Origin of the sequence: Nonomuraea sp. K271, assembly GCF_009908215.1 — a bacterium.
Taxonomy (GTDB): Bacteria; Actinomycetota; Actinomycetes; order Streptosporangiales; family Streptosporangiaceae; genus Nonomuraea; species Nonomuraea longispora.
Genome location: NZ_JAAAHR010000099.1, coordinates 14,642 through 34,347 on the forward strand (window position 1 = coordinate 14,642; position 19,706 = coordinate 34,347).

At 67.0% G+C, this 19,706-nt stretch carries 13 protein-coding genes and 1 pseudogene; 6 read left to right on the top strand and 8 right to left on the bottom strand.

Annotation, left to right across the window (positions count from 1 at the left end; genetic code table 11):
• Positions 1 to 3 precede the first annotated feature (3 nt).
• A complete protein-coding gene (locus tag GUY59_RS28900; RefSeq protein ID WP_138199326.1) occupies positions 4 to 858 on the bottom strand; it encodes an ABC transporter substrate-binding protein in 855 nt (284 codons plus the stop codon).
• A 273-nt stretch (positions 859 to 1,131) separates the two neighbouring features.
• On the opposite strand from GUY59_RS28900, the gene GUY59_RS28905 reads away from it, so the two are divergent.
• Positions 1,132 to 2,322 (top strand): NAD(P)-dependent malic enzyme, encoded by a 1,191-nt coding sequence (locus tag GUY59_RS28905; RefSeq protein ID WP_252374832.1) that lies wholly within the window; start codon positions 1,132 to 1,134, stop codon positions 2,320 to 2,322.
• A gap of 236 nt (positions 2,323 to 2,558) precedes the next feature.
• Positions 2,559 to 3,911: a hypothetical protein gene (locus GUY59_RS28910; protein ID WP_138199328.1), complete on the top strand. Its 1,353-nt coding sequence runs from the start codon at positions 2,559 to 2,561 to the stop codon at positions 3,909 to 3,911.
• A 68-nt stretch (positions 3,912 to 3,979) separates the two neighbouring features.
• Here the strand turns inward: GUY59_RS28910 and GUY59_RS28915 are convergent, their stop codons facing one another.
• The 4 genes from GUY59_RS28915 to GUY59_RS28930 form a co-directional block, all read right to left on the bottom strand.
• The gene (locus GUY59_RS28915; RefSeq protein ID WP_138199329.1) at positions 3,980 to 5,479 is read right to left on the bottom strand and encodes a hypothetical protein; all 1,500 of its coding nucleotides are present in this window, start codon (positions 5,477 to 5,479) and stop codon (positions 3,980 to 3,982) included.
• A gap of 176 nt (positions 5,480 to 5,655) precedes the next feature.
• Entirely contained in the window at positions 5,656 to 7,188 is a 1,533-nt protein-coding gene (locus GUY59_RS28920; RefSeq protein WP_138199330.1) for a trypsin-like serine peptidase, read from the bottom strand.
• Between the two features lie 433 nt (positions 7,189 to 7,621).
• Positions 7,622 to 9,151, bottom strand: coding sequence for a trypsin-like serine peptidase (locus tag GUY59_RS28925; protein ID WP_138199331.1), 1,530 nt, complete (start codon positions 9,149 to 9,151; stop codon positions 7,622 to 7,624).
• A 650-nt stretch (positions 9,152 to 9,801) separates the two neighbouring features.
• A complete protein-coding gene (locus GUY59_RS28930; RefSeq protein ID WP_161714749.1) occupies positions 9,802 to 10,239 on the bottom strand; it encodes a transposase in 438 nt (145 codons plus the stop codon).
• Positions 10,240 to 10,559: 320 nt separating this feature from the next.
• Here GUY59_RS28930 and GUY59_RS28935 point away from each other — a divergent pair, with 320 nt between their 5' ends.
• Positions 10,560 to 11,636, top strand: a complete 1,077-nt coding sequence (locus tag GUY59_RS28935) for a DUF418 domain-containing protein (RefSeq protein ID WP_138199333.1) — start codon at positions 10,560 to 10,562, stop codon at positions 11,634 to 11,636.
• A gap of 63 nt (positions 11,637 to 11,699) precedes the next feature.
• On the opposite strand, the pseudogene GUY59_RS28940 reads toward GUY59_RS28935, so the two are convergent.
• Positions 11,700 to 11,903 (bottom strand): annotated as a pseudogene (locus GUY59_RS28940) (GntR family transcriptional regulator); the annotation flags it as partial.
• Positions 11,904 to 12,052: 149 nt separating this feature from the next.
• On the opposite strand from GUY59_RS28940, the gene GUY59_RS28945 reads away from it, so the two are divergent.
• A complete protein-coding gene (locus GUY59_RS28945; protein ID WP_138199334.1) occupies positions 12,053 to 14,176 on the top strand; it encodes a sugar transferase in 2,124 nt (707 codons plus the stop codon).
• A gap of 281 nt (positions 14,177 to 14,457) precedes the next feature.
• Here GUY59_RS28945 and GUY59_RS28950 read toward each other — a convergent pair whose 3' ends face one another.
• Positions 14,458 to 15,543, bottom strand: coding sequence for a trypsin-like serine peptidase (locus tag GUY59_RS28950; RefSeq protein ID WP_138199335.1), 1,086 nt, complete (start codon positions 15,541 to 15,543; stop codon positions 14,458 to 14,460).
• A 339-nt stretch (positions 15,544 to 15,882) separates the two neighbouring features.
• Complete coding sequence (locus tag GUY59_RS28955) at positions 15,883 to 17,007, bottom strand: trypsin-like serine peptidase (RefSeq protein WP_138199336.1); 1,125 nt, start codon at positions 17,005 to 17,007, stop codon at positions 15,883 to 15,885.
• Between the two features lie 284 nt (positions 17,008 to 17,291).
• On the opposite strand from GUY59_RS28955, the gene GUY59_RS28960 reads away from it, so the two are divergent.
• Positions 17,292 to 18,731 carry an acetyl-CoA synthetase gene (locus GUY59_RS28960; protein WP_138199337.1) on the top strand — a complete coding sequence of 480 codons (1,440 nt, stop codon included), beginning with the start codon at positions 17,292 to 17,294 and terminating at the stop codon, positions 18,729 to 18,731.
• A 265-nt stretch (positions 18,732 to 18,996) separates the two neighbouring features.
• A partial coding sequence (locus GUY59_RS28965) for a hypothetical protein (RefSeq protein WP_161714750.1) occupies positions 18,997 to 19,706 on the top strand: 710 nt, incomplete at its 3' end.

Genomic DNA, 19,706 nt, shown 5'->3' on the forward strand with positions numbered 1-19,706 from the left:
GGATCAGCTCAGCTCGCCGGGCTTCTTGCCGAACCACTTCACGAAGATCTTCTCGTACGTGCCGTCGTCCTTGGCCTTGGCGAGCTCGTCGTTGATCGTCTTGAGGAGCACCGGGTCGGCGTCCTTCTTCAGGCCGATGCCGTACTGCTCGCCGGTGTCGAGGCTGGCGATCATCTCGAACTTGGCGGCGACCTCCGGCTTCTTCAGCCAGGTGAGCACGACGGGCAGGTCCTGGACGATCACGTCGGCCTGGCCGGCCTGCAGGGCGAGCAGTTCCTTGGACGAGTCGGCGTACTCGGTCGGGTTGTGGCCGTTTTTCTTGACGTAGTCGAGGCCGGTGGTGCTGGCCTGCGCGCCCAGCTTGAGCCCTTTGGCCTTCACGTCCTCCAGCGACTTGGCGCCCGTGCCCTTCTTGGCCAGCAGCGCCTGCGTGGCGTCGAAGTACGGGTCGGAGAAGGTGATGTTCTGCTGGCGCTCCGGGGTGATGGTCATGCCGGCGGCCGCCACGTCGCACTTCTTGGCGGCCATGGCGGCGCCGCTCTTGATCACCGCGAAGTCGATGTCCACGATGTTCTGCTCCACGCCGAGCTTCTTCGCGGCGAGGTCGACGATGTCCACGTCGAACCCGACGATCTTGCCGGTGTCGTCCTTGAACTGGAAGGGTTCGTACGGGATGTTGGTGCAGACGGTGAGTTTGCCCGGCTGCACGAGCTGGGCGCCACCGGCTGCGGAGGCGCTGGCGCTCGTGGTGCCGGAGCTCGAGCCGGATTCGCTGCCGCACGCGGAGAGCGCGAGAGCGGCGGTCAGGGCGAGCGCGCCGGCGGCATAGCCACGGCGGCCCTTGGGGCTGAGGGCCATGAACGGCCTCCTCGAAGTGAAAAGCCACGAAACTTGCGTTTTGTGCAGTTTAAATGGGGTTTTGTCCAGGTACGTCATCTGTGATTTAACGATGCGTCAACGGAAAGGCGTCGGCGCCGACACCATCTCACCATGTGGCAAGATGGGCACACGGGTGACCCCCGTAACCCCCTCCGAGATGACCGACGAGGGGATCCTGGCAGCTACCGAGGCCAGCCCGCTCGCGCTCGTCGACGAAGGTCTCTTCCGCTACCGATATGCACAGGGGTCGTTGTGGCTGCCACGCCCGCATCTTCTTCTCCCGACACACTCGACGTCGATCCTGCCTTCGCGCTGCACCGCGGGGGCAAGCTCGAAGTCCGTTCCACCGTTCCCGTCCGCGACGCCGGCGACCTGTCGCTGGCCTACACGCCCGGCGTCGCCCGGGTCTGCACCGCGATCGCCGACAACCCCGCCCTGGCCGGCGAGTACACCTGGGTCCCCAACGTGGTCGCCGTCGTCTCCGACGGCACCGCAGTGCTCGGCCTGGGTGACATCGGCCCCTCCGCCGCCATGCCGGTCATGGAGGGCAAGGCCCTGCTGTTCAAGGAGTTCGCCGGCGTCGACGCCGTGCCGATCTGCCTCGACTGCACCGACGTCGACGCGCTCGTCGAGACCGTCGTGCGGCTCGCGCCCTCGTTCGGCGGCATCAATCTCGAGGACATCAGCGCCCCGCGCTGCTTCGAGGTCGAGGACCGGCTGCGCGACCTGCTCGACATCCCGGTCTTCCACGACGACCAGCACGGCACCGCCATCGTGGTGCTCGCCGCGCTCAAGAACGCCGCCCGTCTGACCGGCCGCGCACTCGGCGACCTGCGTGCCGTGGTGGCCGGCGCGGGCGCCTCCGGCGTCGCCGTCACCAAGATCCTCCTGGAGGCCGGCGTCGGCGACATCGCCGTCGCCGACTCCAAGGGCATGATCTACGAGGGTCGCGAGGGCCTCAACCCCGTCAAGGAGGCGCTCGCCCGCCAGACCAACAAGGCCGGGCACACCGGGTCGACGGAGGACGCCCTCGCGGGCGCCGACGTGTTCATCGGGCTGTCGGGGTCGACGGTGTCCGAGCAGGCCATCGCGTCCATGGCACCCGACGCCTTCGTCTTCGCCCTGTCCAACCCGACGCCCGAGGTCGAGCCCGACGTGGCCGCCAAGCACGTCGCCGTCGTCGCCACCGGGCGCTCCGACCACCCCAACCAGATCAACAACGTGCTGGCCTTCCCCGGTGTCTTCCGCGGCGCTCTCGACGTGCGGGCCACCACCATCACGGAGAACATGAAGGTGGCCGCGGCCACCGCGTTGGCGGACGTCGTGGGCGACGACCTGTCGGCGACGTACGTCATCCCGAGCCCGTTCGACGACCGGGTCGCGCCCGCCGTGACCGCCGCCGTGGCCGCCCAGGCCCGCGGGGACGGCGTCGCCCGAGCCTGACCTGCGGCATCTTTCCCGAGCGGGGGCCTGCCAGGCCCTCGCTTTCCTATTGCCGCGGTTATCCCGCGAAACGGCGGGTAGGTGCGGGCCCTCTGCAGGAGAGGGGCGCAGACGGGTCGCGTGCGGGATGGAGTCTGGTTGAGGTCAGCGTACTGCCACATCTTCTTTACGCTAAGTGCTATAACTGTAGCTCTCTGTAAAGTTTGTGGGCGCCGGCTCCTGCGACGAGGAGAGCGATGGAACGCGAGCCTAACCGTCTGCTGCAGCAGCTCATCGCGGAGGCGGGGTTCTCCCATAAGGGACTGGCCAGACGCCTCAACGATCTGGGAGCCGCACGCGGGACACCAGGCCTCAAGTACGACCACAGTTCCGTGCTGCGCTGGATCGGCGGGCAGAAACCGCGTGATCCCGTGCCGAGTCTGCTCACCGAGATCTTCGCGCTACGGCTGGGCAGACGGGTCACCTCGGAAGACCTGGGCATGCCGGCCGTCGCCCCCCTCGATCTCGGACAGGAGTTCACGCACACCTGGCAGGAGGGGGTCGCGACCGTGACGGCGCTATGGCATGCCGATGTAGAGCGACGAAGGTTTCTGATCGACTCGACGTTCGCGATCGGAGCCGGCTCCGTAGGAGCCATACGCTGGTTGACGTTCCCCACCGAGGGACGCCCGAGCGGGATGGGCGCGCGGCGGGTGGGCCGCGCGGACATCGCCGCCATCCGCGAGGTCACCCGATCGTTCGGTGAGCTCGACAACCGCTTCGGCAGCGGCCGGGTCCGCTCGTCCGTGGTGAAATATCTCGACAACGCCGTCTCGCCGCTGCTCAAGGACGGCTCCTACGACGACGCCACCGGCAAGCAACTGGCGTCCGCGGCCGCCGAGCTGACCCGGCTGGCCGGATGGATGGCCTACGACATGGAGCAGCACGGCCTCGCCCAGCGCTATCTCATCCAGGCCCTGCGCCTGGCCAGGGGCGCGGACGACCAGACCCTGGGGGGCGAGATCCTGGCCGGCATGGCCCACCAGGCCATCTACATGGGCCAGCCGGCGCACGCCCTCGACCTGGCCAGGGCCTCCCAGATGGCGGCCCGCGGCGCCGGCGTCAAGACCCTGCTGGCCTCCTCGCAGGTCCTGGAGGCCCACGCCCACGCCGCCATGGGCGACACCCGCTCCTGCTCCGCCTCGCTCAACGAGGCTGAGCGCGCCTTCGACGCCCGCATGCCCGCCGACGAGCCCTCATGGCTGAGCTACTTCGACGAGGCCTACCTGTCGGCCAAGTTCGCTCACTGCTTTCGCGACCTGGGGGCGGGCGAGCAGGTCGTCCGCCACGCGCACCGCTCGCTCGACATGGACGGCCGCTACGTGCGCGGGCGGATGTTCAACCTGTCGCTGCTGGCCGCGGGACTGCTGCAGTCGGGTGAGCTGGAGGAGGCCTGCAAGGTCGCGGCCCGCGCGCTGGTGCTCTCGGGTGAGCTTCAGTCGTCCCGGTCCCGCTCCTACGCCGACGACCTGCGGCGGCGCCTGAAGCCCTACCGCAACGAGCGGCCCGTGCGGGCGCTGCGCGAACGGCAGTTGTCCGTCGCCGTCTGAACGGTGTTCCCGACACGGAACGGCCCGGACCGCCCCTGCGGGGAATCCGGGCCGCCACGCTGTTCCTCCTACTTGAGAAGCTCGCCGTGCGGGCCGACGATCCTCTTGGTGGCCGCGTAGTTGGCCTTGTTGTACACGTCGGCAGTCTCGCTGTCGAAGACGGCCGAGCTGATGGTGTCGATCCGGCCGTTCTTGTCGGTGTCGTGGAACATGCTCGTCACGCCGTTGACGTAGCCCACGCGCTTGGCGTTGCTGTACTTCATGAGCCACGGGCCACCGTCGGCGCCGGGGGTCATCGAGCACTTGAGCGTCTGGTGCGTGTCGACCCTGAACATGTTGACCTGAGACTTCTTGGTGCCGGTCTTGCCGTAGCAGTGCTTCGGCGTCACACCGGTGAAGGGCTTGTTGCCGTCGGGGTGCGGGGCCGACGGGTAGCCGAAGGCCATGACCTTCTGGTTCAACGGCTGGTTCCAGGAGAAGCCCTGACCACCGACGGTGTCGCCGAGCCGGCCCATGTCCTTGGCGATGCCGATGATGAACTGTGCCTCGTAGTACTTACGGGACGTGCCGGGCTTGACCCACTTCTGCACGTAGTAGTGGGTGATCTTGTAGTTGCCGAGGGCGTCGGGGCCCCTGCCCTTGTCACCGGGACCGTTGTAGGCGGCCCACTTGCGCTTGGTGACGTGCTCGACGACGGGCTCACCGAACTTGAAACCCTGGCCCTTGCCGACCCTGGCGGCCTTGTACTTGGCCGCGCTGACCTCGACCTTCTCGAGGACGGCGTCGGGGTGGTCGGGGCCGACCAGGTCGGCGGGCGTGGCCTTGCCCTCGGAGTAGCACTCGCCGAGGTTCAGCACGCACTTGAGGTATTCCTCGCGGCTGATCTCGCGCGGCTTCACCCACTTGTCGCCGGCCCAGGCCTTGAACTGCTTGAAGGAGACGGCCCTCTCCGGGCCCAGGGAGAAGCCGTTGTGCACGGCGACGAAGGCGTAGTCACCGTCGTAGTCGTCGTAGGTGTCCAGATCGTACGCGGTGTAGGCGTACGCGCCGACGTAGACGCCCCAGGGGGCCTTGCCCTGGTAGTAGCCGGGGACGAAGATCCACTTGTCGTAGACGTCGTCCTTGCCGTTCTCGAACACGCAGTGTCCGGCGGTGGCGACCAGGTTGCGGTTCCTGGACTGGATGGACGTGGCCGTGCACCAGCGGTAGCGACCGGCCTTGTCGAGGAAGAAGACCTTGCCGACGGTCTTGGGCAGGTTGACGTTCGAGACCTTGGCGGAGCTCTTGGTCGTGCCGGTCGGGGCGGTGCTCCCGGGCTTGCCGTTGTCCGTGCTGCCGTTGCCGCCGGACGTCACCATCTTCGGCACGGCCTTGGTGTCCAGGGTGTACTGGGTGGCCTTCTTCAGCGCGGCTCCGTTGGAGTCGAGCCAGAAGAAGGCGGCGCCGTAGGCGTCGGCGGGCTTGGGCTGGAGGTTGTCGGACGCCCAGTTCGGTTTGGCGGTGGCGGGTGCTGCAAGGGTAACGGCGCTCAGGCCGGCGGCGGCTAGGGGGATGAGCAGGCGCTTCACGGGAGGCTCCACAGTTGTCAAAACGGGCGTAAGAACCCTATCGACCCTTGAGTCACTCTTGTAAGGGGGTTCACAGATTTCACGCTATTAACGGCCAAAGGGCCCGGCTGGATGCCGAGCCCTTCGGGTTGAGCTGGTGAACGAAGACGAGTCCTCGTTCAGGTCCGTAGCGGAAACTACGGGATGAGCTTGCCGGACCACGCGGCCGCAGCGGCCTTGTAGACCGTGTTGGCCTCACCGTCGAAGTACGCCGAGGTGATGGTGTCGTAGCGCTTGTTGTCGTCGCTGTCGACGATCAGGCTGGTGACACCGTTCACGTAGCCGAGACGCTTCGCGTTGCTGTACTTGTACAGCCACGGGCCACCGGCGTAGCCACCGGTGACGGCGCACTTCAGCGCCACCTGCTCCTCGACCCTGTACTCGGGGATCTTGTAGGTGTTCTTGCTGGTCTTGCCGTAGCACCACTTCGGCGTAACGCCCGTGTAGGCCTTGTTGCCGTCGGGGTGCGCGCCCTGCGGGTAACCGAACGTCCGGACAGCCTTGCCGGTCGGCTGGTTCCACGCGAAGCCCTGGCCACCAACGTTGTCGCCCAGCTTGCCGACGCTCTTCACCTCGTGAACGATGATGAAGAAGTCGGTGCGGAGGTACTTCCGCTCCGTACCCGGCTTGTACCACGCCTGCACGTAGTAGTGCGTGATCGTGGAGTTGCCGCGCCGGTCCAGCTTGACAGTCCCCGGGAACCTGCTCGGGTCCTTCTTCTGGTTCTGGAGGTACTTCCAGGCGTCGTTGTAGGTCACGTTCTCGACGATGGGCTCGCCGAACTTCTTGCCGTTGCCCTTGCCGACGCCCGCGGACTTGTACCGGCCCTCGGAAACTTCGACCTTGGCCACCTCGGCGCCCGGGAAGTCAGGGCCGGCAAGCTCGGCCTTGCTGCCCCGCTGCACCGAGTAGTAGTCGGCGGTCTTGGGGTCGAGAACGCCCTTGCGGTACTCGTCCCTGCTGACCTCGACGTCCTTGGCCTCCTTCTCGCCCTTGTAGGCGTCGAACTCGGCCTTGGTGACCTGCTTCGGCTTGTTCAGCGAACCGCCGATGCCGTCGTAGACGGTGACGAACGCGTAGTCGCGGTCGAAGTCCTCGTACACGTCGAAGTCGTAGTGGGTGAAGGCCTGCTTACCCACGTAGACGCCCCAAGGAGCCTTGCCCTGGTAGTAGCCGGGGACGAAGACCCAGCGAGACACGGTCTCCTGGTTGGCCTTGATGTCGTACACGCAGTGACCGGCCGTGGCGACCAGGTTGCGGTACTTCGACTGGATCGAGGTGCCCGAGCACCAGTACAGCTTGCCGTCGCGACCCTCGAAGAACACCTTACCGATGGACTTCGGGAAGTTGACGTTCTGGGTCTTGGAGGAGGACTTCTTCTCCTCGCCGATCGGCGCGGTGGAACCGGGCTTGGTGTCCGCGGAATAGCCGCCGCTGCTCGAGATCTTCTTGACCTCGAGGGAGTCCGGGCTGTACGCCACGGCGCCCTTGAGGGCAGCGTTGTTGGACTTGGTCCAGAACTCGAGCGTCTCCGCCGCCTTCTGCGCGTTCGCCGCCAGGGCGTCGCTGGCGACGGTCTTGTCGGCGGCCTGAGCGGTGCCGGCCAGACCAGCGGCCAGCATGCCGGTGGCCAGAACCACGCCACCAGCCGGGATGAGGATGCGCTTCACTGTGACTCCTTGCGCTGTCGTGGAACGCCTCTTGCGTCCCATGCGTCAGTAAAGGGATAGCCAGGAACATACAGTGTCGATCTTGGGAACCGGTAGCCGCTTTGCTAGGAAAAGGTGCGACAAGTCGGGCGTGATCGTCTTGTGATGTTTAGCTGGCTGAACCCCAGGAGCTGAGCGAAGCTCGCCTTGTTGTTGTTTGCCCTGATCAACATGAGTGCGTTCTCAGGGTGGTCAGCGGGACCCCAGGGCCGCGATGACCGAGGGCGACGGACCGATGTGATACAGATCACAACATATGCATGGCACCATCTGGCGGTCCCGTGCGTCCAAACGCCTTCACTTCTGAGCCGGAAAAGCAGAGAGGCTCGGCAAGTGCCGAGCCTCTCGCTTGTAACGCCTAACGAACGGTTGGAGGCCGGTCGCTATGTGTTACTTAGACGACCTTGCCGGACCACGAGGCCGCAGCGGCCTTGTAGACGGTGTTGGTCTCGCCATCGAAGTACGGCGACGAGATGTAGTCAACGCGGCCGTTGCCGTCCTGGTCGTTGAAGGTGCTCACGACACCGTTCACGTAGCCGAGACGCTTGGCGTTGCTGTACTTGTACAGCCACGGGCCACCGTCGGCGCCCTCGGTCATGGCGCACTTGAGGGCGACGTGCTCCTCGATCTTCTTGGCAGCCGAACCGACCAGCTTCTTCGTGGTCTTGCCGTAGCACCACTTCGGAGTAATGCCGGTGTAGTTCTTGTTGCCGTCGGGGTGCGGAGCGGCCGGGTAGCCGAACACGCGGACAGCCTTGCCGGTGGGCTGGTTCCAGGCGAAGCCCTGACCGCCGACGTTGTCACCGAGTCGACCCGCGTCCAGGGACTTGTGGTCGATGATGTAGAAGACGGTCTTGAAGTACTTCGCGGCCTTGCCGGGCTTGTACCACGCCTGCACGTAGAAGTGCGTGATCGTGGAGTTGCCACGCTTGTCCAGCTTGACCGTCCCCGGGAACTTGCCCGGGTTCTCCTTCTGGTTCTTCAGGTAGGCAGCGGCCTCGTTGTAGGTCACGTTCTCGACGATGGGCTCGCCGAACTTGCGACCGTTGCCCTTGCCAACCCTGGCGGCCTTGTAGCGGCTCTCGGAAACCTCGACCTTGGCCACTTCGGCGCCCGGGTAGTCGGGGCCGGCAAGCTCGGCGTCGCTACCCTTCTGGCGCCAGTAGTAGTCGGCGGTCTTGGGGTCGAGCTTGCCCTTGCGGAACTCTTCCCGGCTGACCTCGATGTCCTTGGCGTCCTTGAGGCCCGCGTACTTGTCCCACTCTTCCTTGGACACGTTCTTGGACTTGGTCGCGTCCAGCTTGACACCGTTGTAGACGGTGACGAAGGCGTAGTCGCGGTCGTAGTCCTCGTACACGTCGAAGTCGTAGTGGGTGAAGGCCGTCTTACCGACGTAGATGCCCCAGGGAGCCTTGCCCTGGTAGTACCCCGGAACGAAGACCCACTTGTCCATGGTGGCTTCGTTCTTCGCAGTGTCGTACACGCAGTGACCGGCCGTGGCGACCAGGTTGCGGTACTTCGACTGGATCGAGGTGGCAGAGCACCACTTCTTCTCGCCCTTGCTGTTGACGAAGAACACCTTGCCGATGGTCTTCGGCATGTTGACGTTCTGCGTCTTCGAGGAGGACTTCTTCTCCTCGCCGATCGGGGCGGTCGCACCCGGCTTGGTGTCCGAGCTGTAGCCGCCCTTGCTCTGCATCTTGCTCACGTCGGACTTGGCCCAGACGTCGGACTCCTTGGCGGCCTTCAGGGCAGCGCCGTTGTTCTCCGCCCAGAAGCTCGCGATGGCGTTTGCGTTGGCCGCGCTGGTCGCCAGGTTGTCCTTGGCGACGTCGCTGTCGGCCTGAGCCGTACCGGCGAGGCCGGCGGCCAGAAGACCGGTGGCGAGAACGGCACCACCGGCGGGGATGAGAATGCGCTTCAAGGGAACTGCTCCTTGCTCTGTCGTGGGTCGCAACTTGCGTCCCATGCGTCAGTAAAGGGATAGCAAGGAACATAGCGTGGTGATCTCCGCAGGTGAAACCCGCTTTGGAAGATCCGGAAGGCGCCCCTATCGCCGTTACCGTGCTGTGACCAGTCAGAGATCTTCGCGTATGGTGACCGAGGCGTTACGTTTTTGCAGGGTACGAGGGACATGTTGCTTGCGGTACGAAAGTTCCGTTAGTGTCCCGACACAGAGTGTAGTCGGCTGAATGTGACTTAGATCACAGGAACCAGATGGAACCCTAACCCGTCTAATGTGCTCGGCCCCTCACAGACGATCTTCAGGTTCCGACCCAAAACGTCCGCATTAGCCCTATTTGTCGGGATTCTGTTGCCCGAGCAACAAGGCGCGGTCCCCCTGCGAGCCGGCGACCGGCCGCTCGGGAAGGTGTGGCTGGGCGGGCCGGGCTCCGCCCCCAGGGCTGTTGTCCCTCGGCCCCGCGGAACGCGCCTCCATATAGAGGTGGCGCCGGCGGCCTGGGCCCGGGATGGGTCGCGCCGCGCCAGGGCGTGTCCCGCCCTGCCGAACGCGTACCCATGTAGTCGTCGTTTCGCCGCGACCTACAGGTGGGTGCGTCGGGTGCGGCGGAACTAGACGGTTCTCTGGCTGACGACCTCCGCGAGGTGGTCGCGCAGCCGCGCCAGCGCCGGATGGCTCGGAGTGGCCCGCTTGCGTCGCGGCGCCGGCGGCGGGACGGCACGCAACTTCGGGCGACGATTCGACGCGCCGCTGGGCGTCTGCGCGCACGTGCCCTGCACGACTTCGATCGCGGACAGCAACTGTTGCCAGGTGCCGTCCGCCGCCCACCGTCGATGACGCTTATATATGGCGACCCAGCATCCGAACCGCTGCGGCAGGTCTCGCCAGTGCTCTCCGGTGCGGGCCTGGTAGAGCATCCCGTTGATCGCCGCCCGATGACCGGTCCGCGGACGGCCGCGCCGGCTGTCGTCAGGAGGGAGCAGCTCTTCCGGCGGCAGCAACGGCGCCAGGCGTTCCCATTCGGCGTTCGTCAGATCACCACGACGCATGCGCTCATCGTGACAAGGCCAACACGGTGTGTCAGACAAACCAAAGAAGATCTTCCTAAGCGCCCTGCCCGCTGCCGCAGTCCCGCTTCTGGTCAGATGGCCTGCGGGACGCCCATGGTGCCGGGCGGCTGCAGGAAAGGCCACCCGCACCAGCGCCGAAAGCGACCGCATCGAGGTCACCGACCAGGCCTGCAACAAGACGGCCGACCATGGGGCGTCGCCACCGTCGGCAACTCCGCCTGAAAGTACGTTCATGGCTGCGGCTGACCGTGCTTTCGGCCGATGCCGTCCCCGCGGTCGGCTCTGCAGGATACGGCCCTATGCCTCGCGAAGAGTTCCCCGGAGAACCGACCGGCCATCCCGGTCGCCATCTCCCGGACGACGCCACCGCCTCTACTGCCACGCCCGCGTCCGGCCGGTCGCCGACGGCTGCGCCCGCCTCTGGGCGGCCCCGCATCATCGCGCTCGACGTGCTGCGCGGGTTCACGTTGTGCGAGATCCTGTTCGCCAACATCCAGCTGATCGCCGACCACGGCACCGCCGTCGTGACGCAGCCCATGGGCGACTGGGATCCGTGGCTCGGGTTACCGATCTTCTCTCTGCTGTTCGGCATCGGGTTCGCCCTGCTGCTGGACTCCGCCGCCGACCGCGTCTCCCGCCCGCGGCTGGTGCTGCTGCGACGGCTGGTGGCGTTGCTCGCGATCGGGCTCGTGCACATGGTGCTGTGGCCGGGGGAGATCCTGACCAGGTACGCGGTCGTCGGCCTGCTGGTGCTGCTGCCCTCGTCCTGGCTGCCGCGATGGGCCGTGGCCGGCCTCGCCGCCGTGCTCGTTCCGGTGGCGCTGTGGGGCGGGGGCGGGCCCCTGCTGATCGCCGGGCTGTTCCTGCTCGGCTCGGCACTGGCCCGCTACGGGGTGGCCGACCAGATCGAACGGTCCATCCGAGGGCCGCTCCTGCTGGGGCTGGTCCTCGCGGCAGGGACGGCCACTGCCTTGTGGGTGCACGGCCAGATGGAGGCCGGGGCGGACCCGATGCAGCCGTCGTTCACGTCCAGCCTGGCGGATCTGCTGATCGCCGGCGTGGTGGTGTGCGCCCTGCTGGTCCTGCTCAGAACGCCGCTGCGGCCGGTGCTGCGGGTCGTCTTCGCGCCGCTGGGCCGGATGGCCCTGACCAACTACCTGACCGCCACGCTTCTCGTCCTGGCGGCGACGCACGTTCTCGGCCTGCCGATCGGGCAGTCCTTGCAGGTGGCGTTCCTGGCCGCGGGAGCCATCCTCGCGGCCCAGTGGCTGCTGTCCGCCCTGTGGCTGCGCCGCTACCGCCAAGGCCCGCTCGAATGGCTCTGGCGCTGGGCCACCTGGGCCCGCCGCCCGCCCTCCAGCCGGGTCGGTACGTGAGGAACTCGGCTCCGGATCGTGGGCCGCGAGTCGTGTGCTCTCTGGAATGCTGACGAAGCTGCCCATGCCTCGCACGGTGTGGATGGAGCCCTCTTCGCGGAGGGCTCTCATGGCCTTGCGCGCCGTCATGCGAGCGATGCCGAACTCCTGCATGAGGGCGTTCCCGCTCGGGACCCTGGAGCCGGGACGGTACGTCCCCTCGGCGACGCGCTCGCGAATCACCTGTGTAACCTGCTGCCATCGGGGCTGGTCCTCGCGGAACTTCATCGCGAGGCCACAGGTCGTCTTCTGAGCGGTCGAGCAGTGGTGACACGGCGGGGCTGCATCCTGGAACACCAGGCACGTCGCCGGGTAGGACGTACGGCTGATCGCAGCTCGATCTGGGGGCGTCCCACGGGCTTCTTGTCCTGGTCGACATGATCGCCGAAAGGCTGCGCGTACGTTCGTCGACCCGTAGCGTGGGGTTCTGTACCCGAATTGCACCGTTCGGTGATTCTTGTACACTCTTGACAGTCTTCCTGACAAGATCAACCCGATCGTCGGTAAAGCTCGCTGGGGTCGCAACCATGCCGGAAACCGCATTCTCCGCCAAACTGTGGATGGGAGCCGGGGGTGGCGTCCACGACGCGGCGCGCGCCCTGCGGGTCGGTGTGGACGAGTTCTGCGACGCGATGGGCGAGCGGCCGTTCGGGAGTGACGATCTGGGCCGGGCCCTGTACGAGGGCGATCGGGCGCGCAAGGCGCCGGGTTTCGTGGGGCTGCGCGACGCCCTGCTGGAGAACCTGGTCGGTACGGTGAACCTGCTCCAGGGCATGTCCGCCGGGATGGTCAACGCCGGCACCGTCTACCGCAGCGCCAACAGCGCGACCATGGATGTTCTGGACGGCCGTGAGTCCTCGCAGCCCTCGTCCTCCGCGGCGTTGGCGGAGATCGAGGAGTATCGGCCGGTGATCGACGGCGGCAGGCTGCCCTCGACGGTCGAGCCCCCCGGTTTCGTGCAGCAGGCGGCATGGTTCTTGCAGGCCATGGGTTTCGGGTGCGCCTACCCTGATGGCGACATCGCCCAGGTGAACGTGCTGCGCGAGGCCGCCCTGACGATCGGCCGCGTTGTCGATCGGGCGGCGGAGGAGGTCGATCAGCACGCGGGGCGGGTGATCGCGTCCGGGCACGGGCCGAACACGGACGAGTTCAAGAAGGCCGTGAAGATGCTCACCGGCGAGAAGGGACTGCTGAAGGAGCTGAAACGGCAGACGGATGAGCTCGCCGACTACTGCCGGACGGGGATGGACGCGATCTCCAAAGCGCAGTGGCACTACTGGGTGGCCGCCGCCTTCGTGGTGACCTTGGTGTACGTGGCGATCGTCATCAACCCCTATCTCAACGCCGCGGCGGCCAGGCTCATCCGGCTGGAGGGTATGGCCCTGCAGATCACCTTGCGAATCATTCGCGAGGCGGTGCTGGGCATGGCCTTCGCCGGTGGGCTGAACGTGATCGACCAGCTGTTCGCCACCGGTGACATCGACCTGAAGCAGCTGCTGCAGTCGACATGGCACGGGGCGGTCGCCGGCGGCCTCATGGGCGGCGCGCACGGCGCCCTGCCCTCGCTTCTGCGCAAGGGCGGCCCCCTGCTGACCGGCCTGGCCTCGGCGATGGAGAAACCCGGCTGGGAACGGGTCCTCTCCCGCCTCCTCGTCGGGGGGACGGTGAGCACCGGCGTCATGGCGACGGCCGGATGGGCGAGCGGGTACGGCTGGGACTGGAAACATGCCGCACAGGCCGGCTTCGGCATGGCTCTCCTCGGCACCGGCGCGGAACTGGCCGGCAAGACGTTCGCGGCCGGCCGGCAGCGTGTGTCCCCCGAACTGGGACTGCGCCTGCCGTGGGAAGCCTTCCCCAAGAAGGGGCTGCAGTGGCTGCGCAGCCCCGAGAAGAGGTGGATGGAGTTCAAGTGGTCCATGGGGTTCATGCCGCTCGCCGCGCCTGTGGCCGGCCTGACGGCGCTGGTGAAGTTCGCCGAGGACGGCAAGAGCCCCTTCATGACGCAGCCGCGGCTCGGAAAAGACGGCGAACTCTTCAACATGTGGAAGTTCCGTTCGATGAAGAGCTCCGACGGCATGGATTCCAGCCTGGGATCCGCCGATACGCGGGTCACCCGGTTCGGCAGCGTCATGCGCACCGCCGGATGGGACGAGCTCCCGCAATTGCCGCAGGTCGCCACCGGGAAGATGTCGTTCATCGGACCCCGTTCCCTGGTGCAGGCTACCCATGACGAAATGGCTCGCGATCTGAGCCCGCAGGTCAACCACACGTGGACGACCGGCAAGAACGCGGCCACTCCGGGGATGTGGAGCCACTTCGGCTTCTACAAGAAGTACTTCGGCTACGAGGACGCTTCCCCGCAGTTCAACGGGCTACGGGGGAGGCTGGACAACTGGTATTTCCAGCACGCCAACGAGACGATCGACCGTGAGCACTTCCGTAAGGAATTCGGGAAGATGATGAAAGCCTGGGGTTCCGCGGTGACGGGAGGGAAGGGCTGAAGCCGTGCCGTATGTCCCGTTTCACGTTGACTCCCCTGAGGTAGGCGAAGGCATGACGAACACTCAGCTGGTCACTACGAGGGGGAGCGACCGCTAGCACGCCGGCGAGGACTGCCCGGCGTTCCAGGCGGGCCGGCGCGGCAGCGAAGCCAGGGCAGCGCCCGTACACCGTCCTTCGGATGTCCCTAGCAGACGCCCAGGTCGGTGGGCGGACGCCGTGCTCGAGATGTGGCGGCGTCGGACGTAGGTGAACACCCCGGGGGAAGGCGGTCGGGGCAGGGTCAGCTGACTTTGGGCAGGGTCCGTACGGAGGAGGCGTGCCGGTAGACCTCTCCCGTGGTGGTGTCGAAGTACGGTGACGACACCGCGTCGTACCAGCCCTGCGCGTCCCTGTTCCAGGTGAGGCTGTTGACACCGACCAGGGTGCCGAGCCCGCGGTTCTCGTTCCAGCCGATCAGCCAGGGCCCGCCGCTCGCGCCGTGGCTGAAGTCGCACGGCTGGAGTTGTACGCCCTTCTGCAGGTCGAAGGCGGGGGCCACGGCGGCCCACTGGGTGATGGTCCGTTCGCAGCTGCGCAGGCTCTTGCCGTTGAACGGGTGGCTCCTGTCGGGCTGCATGCCCGCCGGGTAGCCGAAGGAGATCGGGGAGTACGTGGAGGGCTTCTTGTTGAGTGAGAGCCCCTGCCCGCCCACGTTGTCCTGGAGCCGGCCGATGTCCTTCATGACGTAGGTGCCGTTCTTCTTCGTCCAGGTGAAGCCGCGGTGCACGGTGACGAACGCGTAGTCGTAGTCGTAGTCGCCCTTGCCCGACCAGTCTTCGTGCATGCTAATGGCGGCGCCCACGTAGATGCCTCCGGACGCTTCGCCGCTGGGGACGAAGATCCAGGAGTCGGCGGCCCTGGCCTGGCGCGAGTCGTACGCGCAGTGTGCGGCTGTGGCGACGACGCTGCGGTTCTTGGCGGCGACGGCGCTGGCCGAGCACCAGTACTCCTTGTCGCCGAAGCGGAAGTAGACCTTGCCCATGGTCGCGGCCGGCTTGCCCTTGCGCGGCATCGCGGCGGCCACGTTCTGTGCGGCGAGGGAGCGCCTGATGGCGGCGACGGGGTTGCGCTGATCGGTGGACGTCACGGGCTGCGACGTCGGGGCAGCCTTGGTTTCGGGTGTGGCGGGGCTGTAGTTGTCGGCCACCTTGAGCCGGTCGGGCTTCCAGTGTTCGGCGACCCGCTTCACGTCCGCCTGGGTGGTGGCCAGGGGGACGGCGTACACCTTGCTGTCGCGTGCGGCGTCGGCGATCCCCGTGAGGGCGGGCAGCACCAGCAGCGCGCTGCTCAGAGCAGCGAGCGCGACGTGCCTGGCCCGGGGGATCATCTTTGCCTTTCTTGGGGTCGTAAGGAGGGATTTTTCCAGATGTACAGACGGTATTGCAGCGTGGATAGAGATTCGTTACCTGATCAAGGGTGCACTTCGCACTATAAGGAGTCTGTCAGACATCCACTCCGCATACCTCTAAATGATCATTAAGATGTTGCATCTCCGCAGGTCAGAGCGTGTATGTGGATCACATGATGTGTCGTGAAAAGTCGTCATTTCGTGGGGCTTTCGGTGTTGACCGAGTGGCGCACACCACGTCGCCGCCGGCCCTATTCCGCCGCCAGGGGAAGGCCCCGGAACCCACCCGGGAACCGGGGCCTGGGGTGTCGCGCTTGATCACGGCATGTTGCCGGTCCAGCGGTTGGCGGCGGCCTTGTAGACCTTGTAGGTGTCGGTGTTGAAGTACGGCGACGAGATGTGGTCGTAGCGGTCGTTGCCGTCGGTGTCCCACGCGACGCTGTTGACACCGATCAGGTAGCCGGTGCGCGACGCGCTCTTGTACGAGTAGAGCAGCGGCCCGCCGCTCGCTCCGGCGGTGAAGGAGCACTTGAGTCCCACGTGCTCCTGCAGGTTGTACTTCTTGGCCTCGGGCATCGGCTTGGTCTTGCCGTAGCACCACTTCATCGTGCGCCCGCTGAACGGCTTGTCGCCGTCGGGGTGCTCGCCGGCCGGGTAGCCGAAGGAGAACACGGTCGCCTTCGTGCTGCGGTTCCAGGTGAAGCCCTGACCGCCGACGTTGTCACCGAGGCGGCCGACGTTCTTGACCGTCCACTTCCAGCGGCCCCGGTCCTTCGCCCAGTCGACCTTGATGCCGTTGTAGACGTTGACGAACGCGTAGTCGTAGTCGAAGTCCTCCTTCACCAGGAAATCGTCGTGCGCGTTGAACGTCTTGGCGGCGTAAATGCCGTAGGGCGCTTTGCCGTCCCAGACGCTCTTGCCGTCCCAGTACGAAGGAATGAACACCCAGTTGTCGTAGAAGGTGTTCTTCTTCGTGTCGTACACGCAGTGGGCGGAGGTCGCCACGAGGTTGCGGTACTTGCCCTGCACCGAACTGGCCGAGCAGTATCGCCAGTTCTTCGGGTTGCGCGGGTCGGCCTTCGGCAGCGTGAAGAACACGCGGCCGACGGTGTTCGGCAGGTTGACCTGCTTGCTCTTCTTGGCCTTGGTCTTCTTCTCCCCGCCGATCGGCGGGACGGATCCGGCAGGGCCGTCGGGGGTGCTGTTGCTGCCCCGGAGACCCTTGGTGGTCAGGTCGATGACGTCGTCGTGGTCGGTCGCCCGCTTCACGCGGTCCGGCGTCCAGAACTGGATGGCCTGCTCGGCGGGGGTGGCCGCGTTCTTGGACACGACGTCTGAGGGTGCCGTCGCGCCGGCCGCGGCGCCGCTGAGCGTTCCCGTGGCCAGCCCGACGGCCACCAGGCCGGCCAGCGGGATCGCGATGCGCCTTGCTCGGGAATACATGGAGCTCCTCTCGGCTTTCGGCGGCCCAGAGCGGGGTGCTGCGCCCCGGGTGGGCCAGGAAAACGATCGGAACGTTAATAAATGGCCGGAGCGGCGGCCAGGAAACGACGTGAAAAAGCATGGCCCGGTTCCGTTCCGTTATGGAAATAGCGAGATCGCATGTATTCCTGATCGGCATCTCCGCAGGTGGGAGGGGCTGGTATTTCTGCTCCGGAAACAATGGTAACCCGCTTTATCAGAAGCCACTGCTTATCAACCGAATGTTGTTCTGGTTAGATGGTTTCATGGATCCTCGCACGCCCTGCCTCATCGGCATCGCACAACGCACCATTCGCGAGCAGCCCGGCCCGGAACCGCTCGCCCTGTGGGAGGAGGTGGCGCGCGCGGCCGCCGCCGACGCCCGCCTCCCGGCCGGGCGGCTCGACTCGATCCAGCTCGTCTACAGCGACTCCTGGCAGTACGACTCGCCGGTGGGCCGCCTCGCCGAACGCCTCGGAGCCGCGCCGAGCCACCGCGCCTACTCCAAGGTCGGCGGTACGGCCCCGCACCTGCTCATCGGCGCGGCGGCCGCCAGGATCGCGGCAGGCGAGATCGACTCGGCGCTGGTCGCGGGGGCCGAGGCGCTGGCCACGCGTCGGGCGTACCGGCAGGCGGGTGAGAGCGTGCCGTGGAGCCATCCGGCCGTGCCCAAACCCCCGTACGGATGGGAACGGCCCCCGCATCCGTCGGCGCTGGCCCACGGCCTGTTCATGCCGGTGCACACGTACGCGATCATGGAGACGGCGCGGCGTGCGGCGCTCGGCCTCACGATCGAGGAGGAGATGCGCGAGCGGGGGCGCATGATGGCGCCGATGACCGAGGTGGCCGCCGCCAACCCCTACGCCTGGCGCAGGATCCCGCGCACCCCCGTCGAGCTGGTGCACGGCAACCGTTTCGTCGGCTGGCCCTACACCAGGAACACGGTCGCCGTCATGGAGGTGGACCAGGCGGCGGCCGTCGTCCTGGCGAGCTCGCGGCTGGCCGACCGGCTCGGGGTGCCCGCCGGTCAGCGGGTGTACCTGCGTGGGTGGGCGTACGCGGAGGACACCTGGGAGGTGGCGGCGCGGCCCGCGCTCGGACGCTCAGAGGCCGTCGGGAGGGCCGCGGAGGCCGCCTTCAAGCGCGCGGAGCTCGGGCCGGACGACCTGCACGCCCTCGACCTCTACAGCTGCTTCGCGATCGCGCTGCGGCAGGCGTGCGACGCCGTCGGGCTCGACCCGCTGGACCGGCGCGGGCTCACGGTGACCGGAGGGCTGCCGTACGCGGGCGGGCCGGCCAGCGGCTACGTGCTGCACTCGACGGCCACCATGGCGGGATTGCTGCGCACGCAGGCTGGGCACGGCCTGGTCACCGGGGTGGGGATGCACCTGACCAAGCACGCCTGCGCCGTCTGGTCCAGCGAGCCCGGCGGAGCTCTCGGAGAGGCCGCGCCGGTGTTCGTGGCCGAGGAGAGACCGATCGTGCCGGTTTATACGGGTGAGGCCGTCGTGGCCGGCTACACCGTGGCGCACGGGCGGGACGGTGAGCCGGAGCGCGGGGTGCTCGTGGTGGACGTGCCGTCCGGCGGGCGGGCGTACGCGGTGGTGACGCGGGACGACCTGCTGGCCGACGCCGAGTCGCGCGAGCTGGTCGGGCAGGTGGTACGGGTCGCGCATGACGGTGAGGTGAACGTGGCGACCTGGTGATCCCCCGAAGTGGATTCGCGTCGTCCTACCGCAACCAGCCGCACGCACTGGTGGTCAGCGGCGCGGACAGGCACTGGGAGATCTTCGTCAGGCTGTGCAGGCAGGCCGGGCCTCGGGCAACCTCGCCGCGCTCGCCACCGAGCACGGTTGTGAATTCGTGACCTGTGACAAGGACTTCGCCAGGTTCGAGGGCTTGCGCCGGCGGTCCCCCCTCAACTGAACTGGAGGGAAAGGGCGCAAGCCAGGCTACTCGGCGAGGAACGTCGTGGCTGAGCGGTTCGACGTCATCGAGTCAGGCGGCGAGCGCGGACGCCGCCGCTGGATCGGGTTGGTGGTGGTCCTGGCGCTCCTGCTGGTCCCTGCCGTCAGCCTGCTCGTCAGCCAGGATCCCGATCCGGCTCCCGCGCCCGACCCGGTGTTGCCGCAGCCGGTCCCCGGACCCATCAGGTCCTTGCGCACGATCGACAACCCGCCCAACGTTCTGCACGCCGAGGCCACGGAGAGGGGCGGCGACGAGGTTCTCGACGTGGTTTTCCCGCACGGGGCACGCGCCAAGGTGCGCTATCCGGCCGAGCTCGGCCTCGCCGACATGGGCTCGCGGCCGTTCCAGGGTGTCTGGGTGGAGGGGAGCTACCGCCAGTTCGTCGCCCCGTACGGCGGCGAGATGCAGATCACCCAAGGCGGCGAGCCGATCAGAAACTACGCCCCCAACGTCACGCTGTGGCCGCGCCAGGCGGGTAGCGGCGGCTACGGGCAGGTGCTGATGTTCGCGTTCGGGCCGTGGCGGCTGGCGATGTACGACCGGGGGACCGGGCTGTCGTTCGAGGAGCGCACGGCGCTGGCCGAAGGGCTGCGGGGCAAGGTGACGAAGGACGGCTACCTGGTGTTGTCGGCCGAGGACGCCGGTGACGGCGTGCGGCTGGCCCAGCCGGGCGACGCCGTGCGGGGGGAGCCGGTGGGGGCGCAGCTGTGGTT

Coding starts and splice junctions, on each gene's coding strand:
- GUY59_RS28935 (WP_138199333.1), top strand. CDS start 10,560: ATGCCTCGCGAAGAGTTCCCCGGAGAACCGACCGGCCATCCCGGTCGC.
- GUY59_RS28950 (WP_138199335.1), bottom strand. CDS start 15,543: ATGATCCCCCGGGCCAGGCACGTCGCGCTCGCTGCTCTGAGCAGCGCG.
- GUY59_RS28900 (WP_138199326.1), bottom strand. CDS start 858: ATGGCCCTCAGCCCCAAGGGCCGCCGTGGCTATGCCGCCGGCGCGCTC.
- GUY59_RS28930 (WP_161714749.1), bottom strand. CDS start 10,239: ATGCGTCGTGGTGATCTGACGAACGCCGAATGGGAACGCCTGGCGCCG.
- GUY59_RS28955 (WP_138199336.1), bottom strand. CDS start 17,007: ATGTATTCCCGAGCAAGGCGCATCGCGATCCCGCTGGCCGGCCTGGTG.
- GUY59_RS28945 (WP_138199334.1), top strand. CDS start 12,053: ATGATCGCCGAAAGGCTGCGCGTACGTTCGTCGACCCGTAGCGTGGGG.
- GUY59_RS28960 (WP_138199337.1), top strand. CDS start 17,292: ATGGATCCTCGCACGCCCTGCCTCATCGGCATCGCACAACGCACCATT.
- GUY59_RS28910 (WP_138199328.1), top strand. CDS start 2,559: ATGGAACGCGAGCCTAACCGTCTGCTGCAGCAGCTCATCGCGGAGGCG.